Annotated in this window: 14 protein-coding genes; 9 read left to right on the forward strand and 5 right to left on the reverse strand. The window is 42.0% G+C overall.

Features of this window, described 5'->3' with window-relative positions; genetic code table 11:
* Nucleotides 1–201 precede the first annotated feature (201 nt).
* The gene (locus tag AAGD16_RS15615) at nt 202–1,185 is read right to left on the reverse strand and encodes a helix-turn-helix domain-containing protein (protein WP_377114954.1); all 984 of its coding nucleotides are present in this window, start codon (nt 1,183–1,185) and stop codon (nt 202–204) included.
* A gap of 220 nt (nt 1,186–1,405) precedes the next feature.
* Here AAGD16_RS15615 and AAGD16_RS15620 point away from each other — a divergent pair, with 220 nt between their 5' ends.
* From AAGD16_RS15620 to eat, 3 genes are read left to right on the forward strand one after another with little or no spacing between them, the layout of a single operon-like run.
* Entirely contained in the window at nt 1,406–2,806 is a 1,401-nt protein-coding gene (locus AAGD16_RS15620) for an ethanolamine ammonia-lyase subunit EutB (RefSeq protein ID WP_028834301.1), read from the forward strand.
* Nucleotides 2,807–2,808: 2 nt separating this feature from the next.
* Nucleotides 2,809–3,693, forward strand: a complete 885-nt coding sequence (eutC, locus tag AAGD16_RS15625; protein WP_377114957.1) for an ethanolamine ammonia-lyase subunit EutC — start codon at nt 2,809–2,811, stop codon at nt 3,691–3,693.
* Between the two features lie 37 nt (nt 3,694–3,730).
* The gene (gene eat / locus AAGD16_RS15630; protein WP_377114960.1) at nt 3,731–5,143 is read left to right on the forward strand and encodes an ethanolamine permease; all 1,413 of its coding nucleotides are present in this window, start codon (nt 3,731–3,733) and stop codon (nt 5,141–5,143) included.
* Between the two features lie 87 nt (nt 5,144–5,230).
* Here eat and AAGD16_RS15635 read toward each other — a convergent pair whose 3' ends face one another.
* On the reverse strand, nt 5,231–5,956 hold the full coding sequence (locus tag AAGD16_RS15635) for a MauE/DoxX family redox-associated membrane protein (protein ID WP_036955351.1): 726 nt from the start codon (nt 5,954–5,956) through the stop codon (nt 5,231–5,233).
* Between the two features lie 362 nt (nt 5,957–6,318).
* Nucleotides 6,319–7,341 (reverse strand): LacI family DNA-binding transcriptional regulator, encoded by a 1,023-nt coding sequence (locus tag AAGD16_RS15640; protein ID WP_036955347.1) that lies wholly within the window; start codon nt 7,339–7,341, stop codon nt 6,319–6,321.
* 508 nt (nt 7,342–7,849) lie between these two features.
* Between AAGD16_RS15640 and AAGD16_RS15645 the strand changes: the two genes are divergently transcribed.
* From AAGD16_RS15645 to nagP, 5 genes are all read left to right on the forward strand, one after another.
* Complete coding sequence (locus AAGD16_RS15645) at nt 7,850–10,540, forward strand: family 20 glycosylhydrolase (RefSeq protein WP_036955345.1); 2,691 nt, start codon at nt 7,850–7,852, stop codon at nt 10,538–10,540.
* 163 nt (nt 10,541–10,703) lie between these two features.
* The gene (gene nagK, locus AAGD16_RS15650) at nt 10,704–11,615 is read left to right on the forward strand and encodes an N-acetylglucosamine kinase (protein ID WP_016899125.1); all 912 of its coding nucleotides are present in this window, start codon (nt 10,704–10,706) and stop codon (nt 11,613–11,615) included.
* On the forward strand, nt 11,615–12,613 hold the full coding sequence (gene nagB-II, locus AAGD16_RS15655) for a glucosamine-6-phosphate deaminase NagB-II (RefSeq protein ID WP_013462891.1): 999 nt from the start codon (nt 11,615–11,617) through the stop codon (nt 12,611–12,613). Before nagK ends, nagB-II begins: the two co-directional genes overlap by 1 nt.
* Nucleotides 12,614–13,741 carry an N-acetylglucosamine-6-phosphate deacetylase gene (nagA, locus tag AAGD16_RS15660; RefSeq protein WP_036955336.1) on the forward strand — a complete coding sequence of 376 codons (1,128 nt, stop codon included), beginning with the start codon at nt 12,614–12,616 and terminating at the stop codon, nt 13,739–13,741.
* A 32-nt stretch (nt 13,742–13,773) separates the two neighbouring features.
* A complete protein-coding gene (gene nagP / locus AAGD16_RS15665; protein WP_024602609.1) occupies nt 13,774–15,069 on the forward strand; it encodes an N-acetylglucosamine MFS transporter NagP in 1,296 nt (431 codons plus the stop codon).
* A 55-nt stretch (nt 15,070–15,124) separates the two neighbouring features.
* Here the strand turns inward: nagP and AAGD16_RS15670 are convergent, their stop codons facing one another.
* On the reverse strand, nt 15,125–16,624 hold the full coding sequence (locus AAGD16_RS15670; RefSeq protein ID WP_016899129.1) for a DUF2235 domain-containing protein: 1,500 nt from the start codon (nt 16,622–16,624) through the stop codon (nt 15,125–15,127).
* Nucleotides 16,625–16,718: 94 nt separating this feature from the next.
* A complete protein-coding gene (locus AAGD16_RS15675; protein WP_377114969.1) occupies nt 16,719–18,023 on the reverse strand; it encodes an NAD(P)/FAD-dependent oxidoreductase in 1,305 nt (434 codons plus the stop codon).
* A 234-nt stretch (nt 18,024–18,257) separates the two neighbouring features.
* On the opposite strand from AAGD16_RS15675, the gene AAGD16_RS15680 reads away from it, so the two are divergent.
* Nucleotides 18,258–20,198, forward strand: coding sequence for an ATP-dependent DNA helicase RecQ (locus tag AAGD16_RS15680; RefSeq protein ID WP_377114972.1), 1,941 nt, complete (start codon nt 18,258–18,260; stop codon nt 20,196–20,198).
* The last annotated feature ends 1 nt before the right edge of the window (nt 20,199 follow it).

The raw sequence follows: 20,199 nt of genomic DNA on the forward strand, positions 1-20,199 counted from the left end.
CTCTTTGTGAATAAATCACTTAAAACATGTTTGCAAAATGAGAAGTGAGTGAGGAGTAAATGAGAAGGCAACGGGCCTCGAGTGACGAGTAGCGAGCTTGTGCAAACAGTCTAGCACCTAGTCATATCAGCCCTTAAATCTATTCTTTCAGCGCAGCGCCTCCCGCAGCTCGTAGCTCGCCACCCGAAATCCGTATCCTCGTTATCCATGTATTATCGATTTAGAATTCGCCAAATAAGAAGCATGGTTGCTTAGTGTTTGCGAAGGGTTTTCACCAAATAATTGGGTGTAATCTTTAGTAAATTGCCCTGCATGCCAAAATCCCCAATTGGCTGCGATGACAGAAATTGGCTTATCTTGTTTTGCTAATTTTAGTTCTCTTCTGACATTATTTAATCGGGTTAAACGTAAAAATCGCAGCGGATTAATCCCTAAAATACTTTCAAAACTGTATTGTAGCGTGCGCCTGCTAACAAAAGTGAGCTCACATAGCTGAGTAATGGTCACGCTACTTTGTGGGTTTGCATTTACATACTCTTTAACTTTATCAACCACCGCTTTTCGGTGTTTATAACTGGGAGCGATACGTTGACACGGAGTCTGTTCGTTTAGTAAATGTAATGCCAACATATTAAGCATGTCTTGCTGTAAATCGGCACTTAGGCCAAAAGCGTTACTGCTAACCATACTGTTTATTATACCCCGGGCACTTTTTAACATGGCGTTGCTTGTTGTATGTCGCTCAGTACCTGAAGAGGTTATATTTTTTAAGTATATCCCTTGTATATGAGCCATATGTTCTAACGATTGCGTGTCTATTACTAAACCATAAATATTAAACTGCTCAGGTGTAATAAGCTCAAAGTTACTCTCACTGGTTCGACACATAAATTGATTACTTGCCACATTTAAGCCATTAATTTTGCTCTGCTGAGACTGCTTTGGGATCCCAAGCCAAATAGATTGCGGCGCTATTGCACATTGTTGGTGAAGAGCACGCTCTGTGTATTCTTCAAATGCATGAATATTAGAATAATCCACGCTTTCTATACGCCCAAAAAATCGCCCTTCACTGAGCTGATCATATTTTTGCTGCCACTGCGTTAGGTTATTCGCTTGCTCATCTATATCTTGGGTATGCACCATGCTCTTTTGTGGTGCGCTAGCTAAATCTTGCTGCGTCATAATGGAATTACTCTTTGCTTTTTTATTTTTATTAAGATTAAGTTACCACCAGTAACTATAGTTAACTATATGAAATAAAGCTAAAAATGATGATTTGCCAAAATTCGATAGTGTCTTGGTACGAATTAAGCTCTCTTGAAACTAAACAAAATTGATTTATAGCTTATAGGTCAGCAAAACCTGTACCAAGGTTTGAACTAGTTGTTATGTGGAGTAGATCATGGGGCAAAGGTACCGATATACGTTAGGCACGCAGGTGTACAATTTTAAAAACTTGGCTGAAGTAATGGCAAAGGCTACCCCTGGGCGATCGGGCGATCGTCTTGCAGGAGTGATAGCAGGCTCAGCACAAGAGCGAGCTGTGGCGCAAATGACACTGGCAGATATTCCGCTTAAAACGTTTTTAAATGAGGCGCTGATTGCCTATGAAGACGATGAGATAACCCGCTTAATTATGGACGATCACGACACCAATGCATTTATGGCGATTGCTCATTTAACCGTAGGCGATTTTCGTAACTGGTTATTAAGTGACTTTGCAACTCCCGCTGTGTTGGCAAGTGTTAGGCAAGGGATCACCCCTGAAATGGCTGCGGCTGTAAGCAAAATAATGCGAAATCAGGATCTTATTTTAATTGCTAAAAAATGCCATGTAACCAGTGCGTTTAGAAATACCATTGGCTTACCAGGGCACTTATCCACGCGATTGCAACCTAACCACCCTACGGATGATATTAACGGTATTGCCGCCTGTATTTTAGATGGGCTTTTGTACGGTAATGGTGATGCGGTAATAGGTATAAACCCTGCAACCGATAACGTAGCGCAGGCCATTAAGTTGATGACATTGATGGATGAGGTGATTCAAAAATATGAAATTCCTACCCAAAGCTGCGTCCTTACTCATGTTACTAATACGATTGAATGCATTGAAGCGGGAGCGCCGGTTGATTTAGTGTTTCAGTCTATTGGTGGAACAGAAGCAACCAACTCGAGCTTTGGTTTTAATTTAAATACCTTAGCTGAGGCACAAGATGCCGCACTGAGTTTAAAGCGCGGAACTGTAGGCGATAATGTGATGTATTTTGAAACGGGGCAGGGCAGTTCGCTTTCGGCTAACGCACATCATGGGCTTGATCAACAAACCTGCGAAACCCGTGCTTATGCCGTTGCACGAAAATTTAATCCGCTACTAGTTAATACCGTGGTGGGCTTTATTGGTCCTGAATATTTGTTTGATGGTAAAGAAATTACTCGCGCAGGGCTTGAAGATCATTTTTGTGCCAAGTTATTGGGTATTCCGATGGGCTGCGACGTGTGTTACACCAATCATGCCGAGGCCGACCAAAATGATATGGATAACTTACTTACGCTACTTGGGGTCGCAGGGTGCTCGTTTGTGATGGGCATTCCGGGCTCTGATGACATTATGCTTAATTACCAAACCACCTCATTTCATGATGCGTTATATGTGCGCCGAGTACTGGGCGCACGCCCCGCGCCAGAGTTTGAAAAGTGGCTTACTGATATGAATATTATGCGCAACAGTCACGATATTATTTTATCTGATACGTTACCTGCCGCTTTTGCTAAACCACTGAATGCGATTAAAGGGGGCTGAGTATGAAATCAAATTTTAACGCAACGTCTGTTACAAACAACAGCGATAATACACATAAAAATAATGGCAACGTGGTGCATAACCCATGGCGCGATTTACGCCGTTTTACTGATGCACGGATTGGCCTTGGCCGCGCAGGAATAAGCTTACCGACCAGTGAAATGCTGGCGTTTCAATTATCCCATGCACAAGCGCGTGATGCGGTGAACTTTCCGCTCGATATTAATGCAATAACCGAACAGCTTAGCAAACTCAGTGCTGAGAAACAGCTGGCTGCTCCTTTGCGCTTACATAGCCAGGCTGTTGACCGAATGACGTATTTACAACGCCCCGATTTAGGACGCAGGTTAGATGAAAACGGCCGACAAACCCTACTTAATTTCACCGCTGGGCAGCAAAACACGGCTGCAAAATATGATTTAGCCATCGTTGTGGTTGATGGCTTATCGTCGCTAGCGGTGCAAAAAAATGCTTATCCTTTTATTAATGAATTATTAGCGCAGCTAGGTGGTAACAGTGAGTTAAACATTGCGCCTTTTAGTGTGGTTGAGCAAGGTCGGGTGGCGATTGGTGACGACATTGGAGAGCTTTTAAATACACAAGTAGTCATGGTGTTAATTGGTGAGCGACCAGGGCTTAGCTCGCCCGATAGCCTTGGTTTATATCTAACTTGGGCACCTAAAACAGGTCTTAACGATGCCTGTCGCAATTGTATTTCAAATATTCGCCCTGCGGGCTTGCCTTACTGTGAGGCTGCAAGGCGTGCAGTTTATTTATTACGTGAGGCAAAAAAATTAAAACTAACAGGAGTGAACTTAAAAGATCGTACACAGGATGATGTGATTGAGCATCAACAATCGAGCCGTCATTTTTTAAATGCGGAATAACGGTAACTAAAAATAAAAAATCGATAAAGAGGATGTTATGCCTACTAATAATTCAGAATACTTAGCAAAAAGGCAGCTCAAAGGTGGCACTGCAGGTTGGTTATTACTGGCGGGGTTAGGGGTATCGTATGTGATTTCAGGAGACTTTGCTGGGTGGAACTTTGGTATTGCAGAAGCAGGCTGGGGCGGCTTTGCCATAGCGGCAGTATTAATGGCTATTATGTATCTCACCTTAGTGTTATCGCTGGCTGAAATGTCGGCTGCTATTCCCGCTGCGGAAGGAGGGTATAGCTTTGCTCGCCAAGCAATGGGGCCAACGGGGGGTTATTTAACTGGCCTTGCGGTATTAATTGAATATGCGTTAGCACCGGCTGCTATTGTTATTTTTATTGGCTCTGCGGTGGAGGCATTAACGGGGTTTAATGGCCCTTGGGTTTATGCGCTCTTTTACTTGGTGTTTGTGGGTATTCACTTAGCTGGGGTTGGTGAAGCGCTAAAAGTAATGATGGTAATAAGCGGTTTGGCGGTACTTGCCATTGTTGCCACCGCTGTGGTGTTAATCACCAATTTTGATGCGACAAATTTATTTGATATTGCCGTAACCGATGCTGCTGGCGCGAGTGAATTTTTACCTCTGGGTTGGTATGGTGTATGGGCAGCATTACCTTTTGCTATGTGGTTATTTTTAGCGGTTGAAGGGGTACCATTGGCGGCAGAAGAGGCAAAAGATCCGGCGAAAGATGTGCCTAAAGGCATTATTGGCGCTATGGTGTTTTTATTGTTTACCGCGTTATTAGTGGTTGTATTAGTACCCGGGGCAGCAGGTGCAACAGCAATGGGCGCAAGTGCAGTTCCGCTGGTGGATGCGTTAAATGCGACGGGCAATAACGATTTAGCAACCGTGGTTAATATATTAGGGCTAGCAGGGCTGGTGGCTTCATTTTTCTCTATTATTTATGGTTATAGTCGATTGGTGTTTGCGTTGTCGCGTGCGGGATATTTACCCCGTTCGTTATCAATTACTACCGCGCGTAAAGTGCCCGCACGAGCGCTTATTGTACCTGCTGTATTTGGTTTTTTAGCTTCACTGAGTGGTGAGGGCGATTTAATGTTAGCTATGGCGGTGGTTGGTGCAACCGTATCGTATGCGTTAATGGCGCTAAGTCATATTTTACTGCGCTATAAGCAGCCAGATTTACCTCGTCCTTATAAAACGCCTGGCGGGACTGTGACTTCAAGTATTGCATTGTGCTTATCGTTGATTGCACTGACCGGTGTGTACGCCTTTGATCCCCGTGCTTTTTTATACACTATGGTGTTATTTATAGTGGGAGCTGCGTATTACTTTGGCTTTAGTTCTAAACATTTAGTGGCCAAAAGTGCAGATGAAGAGTTTGCTATGCTAGCCGATGCAGAGGCCGGTTTAAACATCCCCATAAGTGAGGGTTAATTTTTGTTTATGAAGTGAGTTAATTTTACTTTATAAATACAGACTTAATAGTGGCGCGGTAGGTTTTAAACCTATCGCGCCTTTTTATTATTTAACTAGCATCCAGATACCGGCTGCTATCATAAATAAGTTTTCGGTTAGTGAAATAAAGCCAAGCGGTACATTGCTATCGCCGCCAACACAGGCACATTTAAGTTCGCGTTTGTCTATATACACGGCTTTAATAACGGATATTGCGCCGACACTACCAATAAACAAAGAGATAGGTGCAACCAAGTAAACTGGAAGTGATGCAATCATGGCCACGCCAACAAAAGCTTCTAAAAATGGGTAAACATAGGCATAGGGGATCACTTTCATGGCGAGTAAATCGTAAGTGATAAAGGAATTTGAAAAACTGTTTAAATCTTGCAGCTTTTGAATGGCCAGTACCGCCATGGTTAACGCAACAAATAACTCAAGTGTATACATGCTTAGCCCTGCACCACTTAACGAAAAGGCTAAACTGAGCAACAAGGTAACCGCGAAAATAGCAATGACCGGCGTATACGTTGTGCCTTGTTGGCCTGCAGGGGATTTATTAAAGTATTCTCTGAGTTCATCATACCCACCGATACGCTCATCATCTATAAATGTTTGTGGTGTTGTTTTTACATCGTATTTTTGTTTGAAGGTATCGGTATCGGCTCTTGAAGTGAGTAAATGATCGTCTACTTCAAAGCCTTGACGTTCAAGTAAATCTTTAGATTTTAAACCAAATGGGCAAATATGTTCATCGGTTGCCATTCTATACAATTGGGCTGACTTGGCCATATTTTACTCCTGTATATTTATACCAATTTGCAATAATACTTAATCATTTTGAGGGGGCAGATTAGACGCTAACAGCGTTAAAAACGTCTCATTTAGAACAACTCAATAACGAAATTTTTTGCCTTGCTATCGACACGATTTTCCTCCCTCAAAATAGCTCAGTTAATTAAGCGAATTGGTATTAGAGGGGTTAACTGAGTTATATAACCTTGAAAGATCAACAGACCCTAAGTGTAAAATTTACAACATGTGCCGTTTTATTGTTAATAAACTCAGTGGTACAGGCTATGCGTTCAAAAATCAGGCCGCTTTTAATGCTTTAAGCGCTGAAGGGGGACTTGCAGCGCGTGCCAGCTAATGAATTATAAAGCTATAGGAGGGGCTGTTGAATCTCTGACAACCAGTTCTGGTGTGTATAGTTTAATAATATCGCGGTCATTGCCATTACGAATTTGCGCTATCAGTAAGCTGGCTGCATCTTCAGCAATTTTATTATTTGGCTGATGCGCTGTAGTGAGCTTTGGCCATGTTTGGCGTGAGAATGGGCTATCCTCAAACCCTGTAATAGAAAGCTCGCTGGGTATATCAATGTTCATTAATCTGGCTGCAAATAACGCACCGGCGGCGATTTCATCGTTACATGAGACGATAGCGGTTGGCCTGTTTTGTTGAGTAATGAGTGTTTTAGCACCCTCAACCCCGGATTCAAATGAGTATTCGCCATCAATAATTAAGCTAGGGTCTATAGTAATGTCGTATTGTTTTAAAGCCGCTTTGTAGCCCTCTAAGCGCTCTTTGGTGGAGTTATGTTCGCTGCCCCCAGCTAAAAAGCCAATGCGTGTGTGGCCATTATTTATAAGGTGTTCGGTAATTGATTTAGAGGCGAGGTTATCGTCAATCATAATACAGGGCGTTAATGTATCGGGCGCGTCGTGTCCTGATAAAATACGCACAACTTTTAGGTCAAGCTGTGTCAGCTTTTCAACAAAATGTGGCATCTCTGAAAATGGCGGCGTGAGTAAAATACCGGCAATTCGGGTGCGTTTTATCATGCTGGTTATTTCGTCAATAATATGTGCTTCTTTGGCATCGCATGGGTGGATAAGTAGTTCAAATCCTTGCTTTTTACACGCATCTAAAATGCCGTTTTGCATATCTATAATATAGTAGGCATTTGGATTGTCGTAAATGTAAGCAATGCTGTAAGCTTTTGTTCCTGCGAGACTTCTTGCAGCAAGGTTAGGCTGAAAGTTTAACTTTTTAACCGACGCCATGACTTTCTCACGGGTGTTGTCACGCACCGAGGTTTCGTTATTTATTACTCGTGATACCGTTTTTATTGATACCCCGGCATCTTTTGCCACGTCGTTTATTGTTGTTCTCATAGGCTTAATAGACCTTTACATATCATTTTGGGTACTAATTTATCTTTATCGGTTAACAACTACAGCAAAAGCAGTTAACAGTGCTCGGTTTTTATTATTTGACGGCTAAATTATAAAGACATCATTGAATATTAACAGTTAATTTATACGCCTTTCTTGTGAGAATGGTAGATAAAGTTTTAGGTAATAATTTAGTAATATTTAAATTTAATTTAAATACAATAGTTTAAAAGAATATTAAGCACATACATGTAAATTTTTTGTATCTTTTTTGCCCTTCTGTGTAGCTATAAAAGAAAAAAAAGGATACATTAACAACTTTATGACAGCGTTGTCATAAGTTGGTGCGCGCTGTTAATTATTATTTAAACCCTAAGGTAGCGGATTGTGTGCGCTAAGGTAGCAATTGCTAGATGTGAATAGTGATTGATTTAAAAGCGGGATTAATTTAAGTATCTGAAAGAGATACTTGAGTGACTAATTAATAACAATAGAGGGAAAGTAGCGAATGAAGATTAAATCATTACTGACAGCATGCTGCTTAGCACTGGGTTTGAGTGCGTGTCAGGGCAATGTTGATGAACAAAATACTGTATCGGTTCAGCTAAGCCCCGCAAACGATAGCGCCGTAGAGTTACTTGCTAAAACGTTACAAATAAAATATCAGCAGGTTGATAACCGTCCATCAGCACAGTGCGATCCAGATATAGAAAACGGTCACTGTTTTAAAGCGTATTTACATTTAACCGCCAACTCGGCGATTAACGTTGACCAATGGAAAATTTATTTTAGTCAAATTACACCTATTCAAACGGCGGTTAGCGATGAATTTACTATTAAACGCGTTAATGGCGATATTCATGTCATTGAGCTTAAAGACGGGTTTACTGGCTTTAAAGCGGGTGAGACTAAAACGATTACTTTTTATGCGCACTTTTGGTCATTATCGCAAAGCGACGCAATTCCTAATTATATAGTTGTTAATAATAATGACACCGCTAAAGTGATTGAAAGCACAAAACCTAAAATTGACCCAGAGACAGGGTTAGAGGTGTTGCCACATGTTATGCCTTACACCGATTATGAACGTCAGTTTAAACGTACCGCGAATGATAAAACGCAGTGGCTTAGCGCTGAACGCTTGTTTGAGCGCAATGAAAAATATGACTTTTCTGCTTATTTAACGTCGCAAAATCAAGTGAGCAATGTGATTGCTCAACAAATTATACCCACTCCACGTTTTAGCGAATTTAGCCAAACTCAAACGCTAGATATAAGCCAAGGGCTTAATATTAACTACTCAGGAATAGATAAAACACATTTATCTGCCGCAACACAAAGGTTAGCACTACTAGGTATTAATATAAGCGATGATGCAGCGGCCATTAAGGTCACACTTAATACAGTAACTAAAAATGATGAATTTGAAGGCAGCTATAAGTTAGCGATTAAAGCTGATGAAATTGTGATTAATGCCGCTGATGAAACGGGCATTTTTTATGCTTTGCAAAGCTTAGCGAGTTTGTATCAGGTTAACAGTAATATGTTACCTGTGGGAGAAGTAATTGATGCACCGCATTATCAGTTTAGAGGTGTGTTGGTGGATGTTGCGCGTAACTTTCGCGACAAAGGCTTTATTTTAAAGCTGCTTGATCAAATGGCGGCTTATAAACTTAACAAGCTGCATTTACATTTAGGTGATGATGAAGGTTGGCGTATAGAAATCCCATCACTTCCTGAACTTACAGATATAGGGGCGAAGCGTTGTTTTGATCAAAGCGAGCAACAATGTTTAATGCCACAGTTGGGCGCAGGGCTTGATACTTCAAGTGCAGCAAACGGCTATTATTCGGTGGCTGATTATCAAGAAATACTTAAAGCGGCGAGTGCGCGTCATATTCAAGTGATCCCATCACTTGATATGCCAGGGCATTCTCGCGCTGCAATTAAAGCCATGCAAGCGCGTTATAATAAATACATAAAACAAGGCGATAAACAAAAAGCCGAGCAGTTTTTACTTTATGATCCGCTTGATACAACCGTGTATTCGTCGGTACAGCACTATAACGACAATACGATTAATGTGTGTTTAGACTCATCGTATGCGTTTATTCGTGAAGTAATGGAACAGGTAAAAGGCATACACAGTGATGCACAGCATCCGTTAACCCGTTATCACATAGGCGCCGATGAAACCGCCGGAGCGTGGGTTGACTCACCAGCTTGTGCTGATTTTATTAAACAAAATAAGTTAGAAATTACTGAAGCGAGTCAGCTGGGCAGCTATTTTATTGAACGTATTGCGAATATGTTGGCTGATATGAATATTGAAACTGCTGCATGGAGCGATGGTTTATCGCATACTAACCCAGAGAATATGCCAGAGGTTGTACAAGGTAATAGCTGGGATTTATTAATGTGGAACGGCCATCAACGTGCCCATGAATTTGCTAATAGAAATTGGCAAGTGGTGCTCTCGTCGCCAGATGTGCTGTATTTTGACTTTCCGTATGAAGCAGACCCACAAGAACACGGTTATTACTGGGCTTCAAGGCATATAAATACCGAAAAAATATTTCAGTTTATGCCAGATAATTTACCTATTCATGCTGAATTTTGGCTCGATAGAGAAGATAACCCCTATGTCGCTGATGACACGTTACAGCGTGATGAGCAAGGCAAGGTAGTATCAGCGCCTTTGGCAAAAGATAAACGCTTTATTGGTATTCAAGGGCAGTTATGGAGTGAAAATACGCGCACCAATAATATGGCCGAATATAAGCTCTTCCCACGGTTATTATCGTTGGCACAAAGAGCATGGCATAAGGCAGATTGGGCGGTACCGTATGATCACAATGGCTTTGTTTATAGCCAACAAACAAATCGCTTTAGCTCAGCATTAAAACAGCAGCGCGATCAGCAATGGCAGACTTTTGCAGCCACAATGGGACTAAAAGAATTTCCTAAGCTAGAAATGGCTGATGTGCATTATCGTCTTGCAAATGCGGGCGCAAAAATTGAGAACGGCATGTTGTACGCCAATATTGCCTACCCTGGTTTGGTAATTGAATACAAACAAGGAAGCGGCCAATGGCAAACCTATAAACAACCCGTCAAAGTAACACAAGATGTATGGATTCGCTCTAAGACTCCATCAGCAAGTCGTGTAAGCAGAAAGCTCAAAGTAACGCACCGATAAGGTGCGTTTTCCTTTAAATTATTGAAGATGAAAGAAGTTATTTATTTGTAAATAAAAATAATGACAACGCTGTCATTTGTGCTAGTATAAGATTCATACAGTATGACAGTCCGGTTTTATTTTCAGTGTTTTGCAAAACGGTCGAACAAATTAAGAGGCAAAAATGATCACCAACAATATTAATAACAATGAACTCTTTGTGGGGATCGATGGCGGTGGCACTAAATGTAAAGCAATTATCGTCAATAGCTGTAATGAAATAGTAGGCACCGGTGTGGCAGGCCCTGGTAACCCGTTACATGGATTTAGCCAAGCAACGCATTCCATTGAACAATCAGCGCGTTTAGCCTTGCAAGATGCAGGACTCAAAGAGACGCCTTTATCTGCATTAATCGCAGGGGTTGGCCTGGCGGGAGTTAACTTACCAAGTTTGCATAATCAAATGACCCAGTGGCAACACCCATTTAAAACTATGCATTTAACGACTGATTTACTCATTGCTTGTATGGGCGCTCATCAAGGTAGTGATGGCGCAGTGATGATTGCAGGTACTGGCTCGTGTGGATTTTCATACGTTAATGGTCAATCGTTTATGATTGGTGGTCATGGTTTCCCGCATGGCGATAAAGGCAGCGGTGCATGGATAGGCTTTACTGCTTGTCAGCAGGTGTTGTTAAGCCTAGACAAGTTAATCCCAAGTGGTGCGCTTACTAATTTGATTATGAAGTATTTAGAAGTGCGTGATGCAATGCAACTTGTTGAAGTAATTGCGAATAAACCCGCCGCCTTTTTTGCGCAACTTGCAGGTTGTGTTTTTCAATCAGCACAAGCAAACGATGCCATTGCGATTGCCATTTTAAAAGAAGGTGGCGCGTACTTAAGCGATATTGCACGTCAACTATTAGATAAAAACCCACCAAGGCTTTCGTTTATCGGTGGCTTATCAGCCGTGATGACAACATGGTTAGATCCAGACATTCAAGCTATTTTATCAGCCCCATTATCGTCACCAGAAATGGGGTCTGTACTTTACGCTAAACAACAGCACGTTAATTACAGCAGCCAGGAGTTATGATGTTTAACACCCTAATGGAAAAAGAAGCGGCGCAAACGCCAAATGTTATTGAAAAGCAAATTATTGCCAACCAACCTTTAGTGGAAAAAATTGGTCATAAGCTTCGCGATATGGCCCCTAAGGTGGTGATGATGATTGGTCGCGGTTCATCAGATCATGCTGGCGTTTTTGGTAAATACTTAATTGAAATTGAAGCCGGTGTACCGGTCAGTTCAGCAGCGCCATCAGTGGCGAGTGTATATGGTAAAACATTAAAGCTTGAAGGCGCTGTGGTGATTGTAATTTCTCAATCAGGACGCAGCCCAGATATTCTCGCTCAAGCAAAAATGGCGAAAGAGGCGGGCGCTTATTGTATTGCACTGGTTAACGATGAAGCGTCACCATTGCAAGACATAGTAGATGATTTTGTCCCCCTTAAAGCCGGTGATGAAATTTCGGTGGCGGCAACAAAAAGTTACTTAGCCACGTTATCGGCATTGGTACATATTGTTGCTAATTGGACGCAAAATGAGTCATTATTACAAGGGCTTAAAGAGCTGCCTAGCGCGCTTGATGCAATGATAGACTCGCCAACTCAGTTACAGCCTAGTGAGTTTGCAAACATTAAGAACATGGTGGTATTAGCCCGTGGTTTAGGGTTTTCTATCTCAAAAGAAATGGCACTTAAGCTTAAAGAAGTGTGTGCTATTCATGCTGAGTCATTCAGTAGTGCAGAATTTTTACATGGTCCGGTAACCTTAGTTGAGCAAGGGTTAGTGATTTTAGATTGCTCGGTTGATGATGAAACTAAAGAGTCACATCAGCAGCAAATTGCTGAGGTTAAAAAACGCGGTGCACACGTGATTAGCCTTAATCAAAACGGTATTAACGTACACCCTCGATTAGCGCCATTTTTAGTATTGCAGCGTTTTTATCTTGATGTGGCAAAAGTAGCGTTAAGCCGTGGTTTTAACCCTGATGAGCCTAAGGGGCTTAAAAAAGTAACAAGGACATTATAAATGTCAGTAAAACGTATTCATGTAGCAGAGTTTTTTGATGGCGAGCAATTTGTTAACGACAAAGTGTTGAGCATTGATGCGGGTATTATTACGGCAATAGATGATAACGTGCAACAGGCAGATGAGCACCTAACGGGGTTAGTTGCACCAGGCTTTATTGACTTGCAAGTGAATGGTGGCGGTGGTGTATTGTTTAATCGTACTAGCAGTGTTGCTGGGGTTAAACAAATGCTGCTGGCACATGCCAAGTATGGCACAACTGCCATGTTGCCGACTTTAATTACTGACACGGTTGAAGTGATGCACCAAGCAGCCGATGTCATTGCTGATGCTATTGCTTTGCAGACTCCCGGTATTATTGGCATTCACTTTGAAGGCCCGCACTTATCTGTTGCAAAAAAAGGCGCTCATAGTGCTGATTATATTCGCCCTATTTCTGAACAAGAATGGCAGGTATTATCTCGCCAAGATTTAGGTAAAGTGGTGGTAACAGTTGCACCTGAAAATGTTCTGCCAAGTGATATCGCTAAAATGCGTGAGGTAGGCATACACGTTTGTTTAGGTCATACCAATGCAAGCTTTGCTCAAGCTCAGCGCGCGGTTGATGCTGGCGCAACCGGATTTACGCATTTATATAATGCTATGTCGCCATTACAGGGGCGTGAGCCAGGTGTTGTAGGCTGTGCATTATTAAACGATGACACCTATTGCGGCCTAATTGTTGATGGGCATCATGTTGATTACGCTGCATGTCAGCTTGCGTTAAAAGCAAAGCCAATGGGTCGTGTTTTTTTAGTCACTGATGCGATGCCACCAGTGGGTACGAATGACACCGAATTTGCTTTTTTTGACCGTACCGTCACCTTAGATAATGGTAAGCTCACCTCTACCACGGGTGAACTGGCAGGATCTGCGCTTGATATGGCAACCGCAGTAAGAAATACAGTAACCCATTTAAAGCAGCCATTAGCGCAAGCGCTTAATATGGCAAGTTTATATCCTGCTCAGTATTTACAGTTGCCCGCCACACACGGGCGATTAATACCGGGCAGTCCAGCAAATTTTGTACAATTAAACACACAACAACAAGTCATTAGCACGTGGATTGGCGGCGCTCAGGTTTGTTAACAACATAATAAATATAAATAAAGGAAAATAACATGACAACCAATGTTATGGATACGTCCAAAAATAGTAGCGTGGTTCCAATGGCCATTGTTGCGGTATTATTTTTTATACTGGGCTTTGCTACTTGGCTAAATGGCTCATTAATGCCGTATTTAAGTCAGATTTTACAGTTAACTCCGTTTCAAGGGTCGTTAATTTTATTTTCCTTTTATATTGCCGTCACCTTTACTGCGCTTCCCTCGGCCGTGTTAATTAAAAAAGTTGGCTATAAGAATGGGATGGCGCTTGGCATGGGGTGTATGATGTTAGCGGGTTTACTGTTCATTCCTGCTGCTATGTCACAGTTTTTTCCTCTGTTTTTATTAGCCCAGTTGGTGATGGGGGCAGGTCAAACTCTATTACAAACTGCGGTTAACCCGTACGTAGTGCGTTTAGGGCCAGAAGAATCGGCGGCTGTGCGTATTAGTATTATGGGTATTTTAAATAAAGGCGCAGGGGTTATTTCTCCGATGGTATTTACGGCCTTAATTTTAAGCAACTTTACCGGTACGGTAGGCACAGAGCTTAGCCAAGAGCAAGTTGATGATATGGCCAACGGCCTTATTTTACCTTACTTAGGCATGGCCATATTTATTGGTTTATTAGCTTTTGCGGTTAAAAAGTCGCCGCTACCTGAACTTATTAATGATGAAGTTGAAGCAATAAACGATAAGGGTGAAATTCGTGAAACACTCTCTCATCCAAACTTAGTGTTAGGCGCTATTGCGATATTCTTGTACGTGGCGGTTGAGGTTATTGCAGGCGATACCATAGGTACTTTTGCACTATCGCTGGGCGTCGAAAAATATGGGGTAATGACCTCATACACTATGATGTTTATGGTGTTTGGTTATATTTTAGGTATTTTACTTATCCCTAAATTTATTTCTCAGCAGAGCGCTTTAACCGCATCGGCTGTATTAGGGATTGTTATTACATTATGTATTTTACTGCTCGATGCACAGTCGTTTGTTATTGCCAATGCGTTATTGGTGCCTTTAGGCGGCGCTAATTTGCCTGATGTTTTACTGCTGATTGCCTTTTTAGGCTTAGCAAATGCCATTGTTTGGCCTGCGGTGTTCCCACTAGCATTATCAGGATTGGGTAAACTTACTAGTACTGGTTCTGCGCTTTTAATTATGGGGATTGCCGGAGGTGCATTTGGTCCCGTTTTATGGGGGCTACTGAGTGGCTTTACCTCGTTACAAACAGGCTACTCGGTGTTGTTACCTTGTTATCTATTCATATTATTTTATGCCGTGAAAGGCCATAAAATGAAAAAGCAATAACCTCCACCAGCTATCCCTAGCTCAGTGCACTTTGCAGTATAAAGTGCACTGATTATCAGCTTAATCGCGTTACTTTAAGTTTTATCCTACCGGCATTCGCACCATAAAAACGACTTAAATCATTAGCAAAAGGGCAAAACTCTCCCGATTTTTTAATGGTTATTTCAACGCCTTCAGCAATTTCAAAGGCATGTTCATCGCTTTGACCAATCGTGCCGATCAAGCTAAACCACTGCGCTGTAGCTAAACGTCTAAATGGCTCAAGTAATGCCATGGGGATTTCTTTAACGCCGAGTTGCACGTTATCGCGATGCCACCCAGAAGGAGAGCACTTTATACCATCGTCATACCAATATTGATTAGGATAAGGAGTAAAGCGATAGGTCGCACCTTGGGCAAGCATTAAGCCGGTGGCGTTGTAGGCTTCACTGGCATATACCATCACATCTTGGCTTTGGTTTATGCTAAGTAAACTCATATTTTGGTTGGCTAGCATTATATGGGCACTGAGTCCCATAAAGTTTAACGTGCTGTCGTCGCTGTAAATCATTTTATAATGTAAGTTTTTTAACGATTCGGGACGATAGCTGGTTAGTTTATTAATTCGCTGTGCAACACTGTGATGTATTAATGGGGCGACGTGGCTGATTTCATCGTCAATTAATACACAGCACTGCCTATCAACAAGTTTAAAAAATGGGTTTAGCCAAAAGTAATTTTGCTGATGACTTAACGCCAGTGGATCGGGAATAACAGTCACATCGTCTTGGGCAACTAAGTTACTCTCAGGTAAAAGGTTTTCGTAATCGATGTCATGACTGGTTAGCAATGAAACTGACAGTGGCTGAGCAATAAGCCACTCAAGTGCATAACGCAAGCAAATATCGGCAAGTCCATCGCGATAGTAGCCGCCTCCCACATCGGAATGGGCTCCTGCAAACCACAGCTCGGTAATGTTAGCTTGCTGGTTCATTAACGTCGGTTCAAAGGCGCGACGTTTTTCATCAAGCGCTACACAGTGCAGCGCCTCAGAGACATTACTGGCAATGGTGTGATTTTCAAAAATAACATGCTCTGCACCCCAAGTGGCTTTACTCACCTTTGACATGCCAATCGAGGCCACTGTATCAAACACACATAAATACACCTTTTCATGTATGAGTGGCTCTAAGCACTTTGCAAATCGCCGCGCTAATGCAGCGCCTCTGCTAAAGCCAGTAAGTAAGAGGGTATCGCCGCTTTGGTAATGCTGTTTAAAATCATTAATAGCTTGATTTAAAATGCTGGCTACATCGTCTGAACGTGGGGCGAGTGCTTGATTTAAAATTCGTTTTAAACGACTACCTTTAGTGCCTATGCCTTGGTAATAAAAACTTAACTGTTTGGAAAATGGGGTGGTGGGAGAATCATCAAGTTTACCACCGAGCAATAAGTGTAGTTTTAAAATATTAGAAATACTGGCGTCTTCTTTAAAATGCTCTGTACTAAACTGATCTGCGTCTCGGGGTTCACTGCCGGTACCATCAAAATTAAAAATAAGCGTTTTATCCGACATAGCCTGTTTCCTTAAAATTTTTGTGTACTTTATATAGCTAATATTAAAAATTAAAGACAGTGGTAACTTAAATTACCACTGTCTTTAATTTTGGCTAGTGCAGCTTCATTTTAGGACGCACAACACGCAGCACTTTTTCGCTGATCCACAAAGCAAAGGTTTTGGCACTGCCATGAATAGCGCGCTGATGCATTCTATATAATGAAATATACATAAAGCGGGCAATTTTACCTTCAATAAAAAAGCTACTACTGGTTAGGTTACCCATTAAGCTGCCTACTGTGCTGTAGCGCGATAAATTAACCAGTGAGCCATGGTCGTTATACTCGAATTTTTTAAGGGGCTGCTCACGTAATGTGGCGATTAAGTTTTTTTCAACGCATTGTGCCATTTGATGTGCCGATTGTGCGCGTGGCGGCACTTGCGTACCATCATCTTGCGTAAACGCGCAGCAATCACCGAGCACATATATTTGTGGGTCAAGGTTGCTTTGTAAGTACTCGTTTACTTTTATTTGGTTATTACGAGTCAGCTCAAAAATACCCAGCTCTTTAATAAAGTCAGGTGCTTTTACGCCCGCCGCCCACACCATAATATCCGCATTTATTTGCTCATCATCATTGGTGATAAAGCCATGTTCGGTTGCTTGTTTAACTTGGGTATTTTCCCGAACGGTGACGCCTAATCTTAATAACTCACGCTTGGCCGAACTGGCAATTCGCTCAGACAGCGCCGGAAGAATCCTGGGGCCCGCTTCAATCAGATGAATATGTAAACGCTTAGCCGACATATTGGTTAAACCGTATATTTTTAGTAAATCAGAAACATGATACAGCTCAGCCGAGAGCTCAACCCCAGTTGCTCCACCGCCAACAATGGCGATGTTTAATGAGTGTAATGGGTCATCGTCTTGATGAAGGCGAGTAAAGTTATCCAGCAGCGCGTGTTGAAAGCGCTCTGCTTGTTGATTTGAATCTAGGTAAAAACAATGCTCTTTAATGCCTGGCGTATTAAAGTCGTTACTCACACTGCCAATAGCAATAACTAAATGATCATAGTGAACGGTGCGTTTAGGTAAAATTTGATGCCCTAACTCGTCATATAGAGGGCTTAAGGTGATGGTTTTATTGTTGTTATCGAGGTTGCAAAAGGTACCAAGTTGAAAGTTATAGTGATGTTTGGCAGCATGCGCGGAGTAAACAACCCCATCTAAATCGGCATCAATAGAGCCAGTTGCAACCTCGTGCAATAACGGTTTCCATATATGAGTGCGATTTTTATCGATGAGTAATATATTTGCGTGTTGTTTCTTTCCTAGTTTGTGCCCTAATTGAGTTGCTAGCTCCAGCCCACCAGCGCCACCGCCGATGATGACGATTTTTGGTATGGTTATATCCATGACTATGCCCTTAAAAAGAATATACCGAAGCAATTTCTGTACGTTGATTTTTAAAATGACTTGGGTATCAAAAAATTATTTTGGCAAAGCACGTTTTTATGGGGCTATAGTGTGCGCCTAATTAAAGGATATGTCAGCAATAAATCACGTCATTTGATGTATACTGATATGCAAATATTTCATCTACTGCGCATTTACAGCATTTATGGGCACCGACATAAAAAGGACGCTTTTATGAGTACCTCGCTAGTTCAGTCTCTTGAGCAACATTTTGGTTTTAATCAGTTTAGAACAGGGCAACAACAAACCATAGAGCAGCTGCTAAATGGCCAATCATCATTGGCAATATTTCCTACAGGATCGGGTAAGTCGTTGTGCTATCAACTCACCGCGTTACATTTACCGCATTTAACGCTGGTGGTATCGCCGTTATTGGCCTTGATGAAAGATCAAATTAGCTTTTTAAATAGCAAAGGCATCTATGCCGCCAGCCTCGACTCAAGCCAAGACCAAATGCAAAGTAGCACTGTAATGAACGACGTACGAAGTGGTAAAGTTAAAGTGTTAATGGTGTCGGTTGAGCGCTTTAAAAACGAACGCTTTAGGGAGTTTATAAGCCAAGTGGCGCTTTCTATGTTGGTTGTTGACGAAGCGCATTGTATATCTGAATGGGGGCATAACTTTAGACCCGATTACTTAAAACTACCTCGTTACCGTGAAGAGCTAAATATTCCGTTAGTGCTACTATTAACCGCTACCGCCACTAAAAAAGTAAAACGCGATATGGCCGAGCGCTTTGCTATTGAGCCACAATGTATTGTGCAAACGGGGTTTTATCGCGCTAATTTAGATTTAAATGTGCTGAGTGTTAAAACGGCGGATAAAAACAATGAGCTTACTAAAATTGTCCGTGCGCAAACCGGCCCCGGTATTGTGTATGTCACGCTGCAGCAAAGTGCTGAGCAAGTGGCCAATATGTTAAGCGCGCAGGGCCTGCACGCGGTGGCGTATCATGCAGGGCTTGAAGACACCCTACGCGGGCAAATTCAAGACGATTTTATGGCAGGCAAAATAAATGTAGTGGTTGCTACCATTGCCTTTGGTATGGGGGTTGATAAATCAGACATACGCTTTGTAATTCACTACGATTTACCTAAATCAATAGAAAACTACAGCCAAGAAATTGGCCGCGCAGGGCGTGACGGCAACCCATCAAATTGTTATACCCTGGCTAATTTAGATGGCTTAAATACAGTAGAAAACTTTATTTACGGCGATACTCCAGAGCTCAGCGGTATTGAATATGTTATTAACGATATTCGCCAAGCTCAACAGCAATGGGAAATGCAAGAATATAGCCTTTCAAGCGAGAGTAATATTCGCCAACTTGCCCTTAAAACCTTGCTGGTACAGCTTGAAATGCAAGGCGCAATAACCCCGCAGTATGCTTATTATGCCGATTTTAAGTATAAATTTTTGGTTGATAAAAATGAGTTACTTAGCCAGTTTGATGAGCAGCGCCAAGCTTTTTTAACACAAATATTTAGTCATACCGACTTTAAAAAAATATGGGGCACACTTAATTTTGACTCCCTAACGCAAGCCGCGCAGGTTGACCGTAAACGTGTGGTAGCCGCGCTTGACTATTTGGCTGAAAAAAACCTTATCACCCTTGAAACCAAACGTATTACTCACGTGTACAAAGTGCATAGCGAGGTGATTAATAATCCTGCACTTGCCCAGCAGTTACACGATTATTTTACTGATAAAGAGCAAGCGGAAATAAAACGGATTGCTGCTTTAGTACGCTTTTTTGAGCTGCAATCTTGCTTAAGCTATAACTTAGCCCGTTACTTTGATGATGCGAATGCGCCACAGCAGTGTGGACATTGCTCGGTGTGTCGTGGGCATTCAGTTAAGCTTGAATATTCAATTCCCCCTGCAACGATTGATACAGCGCTTATTTATCAAAAGGTCGATGAGTTTTTAGCGCACATGGCAACTAAAGGTGTACACAATGTAGGTATTGAAACCCAATGCCGGTTTTTGGCGGGAATGAGCGTGCCACTGTTTGCGCGTAATAAAGTACGTCAACTAAGTGGTTTTGCACTGTGCGAGCAACAGCGCTACAGCGAAATTAAAGGGACATTGCTATCAAGGTCGATGGCTAAATAAT

The sequence above is a fragment of the Pseudoalteromonas sp. M58 genome, assembly GCF_042604605.1.
GTDB lineage: Bacteria > Pseudomonadota > Gammaproteobacteria > Enterobacterales > Alteromonadaceae > Pseudoalteromonas > Pseudoalteromonas tetraodonis.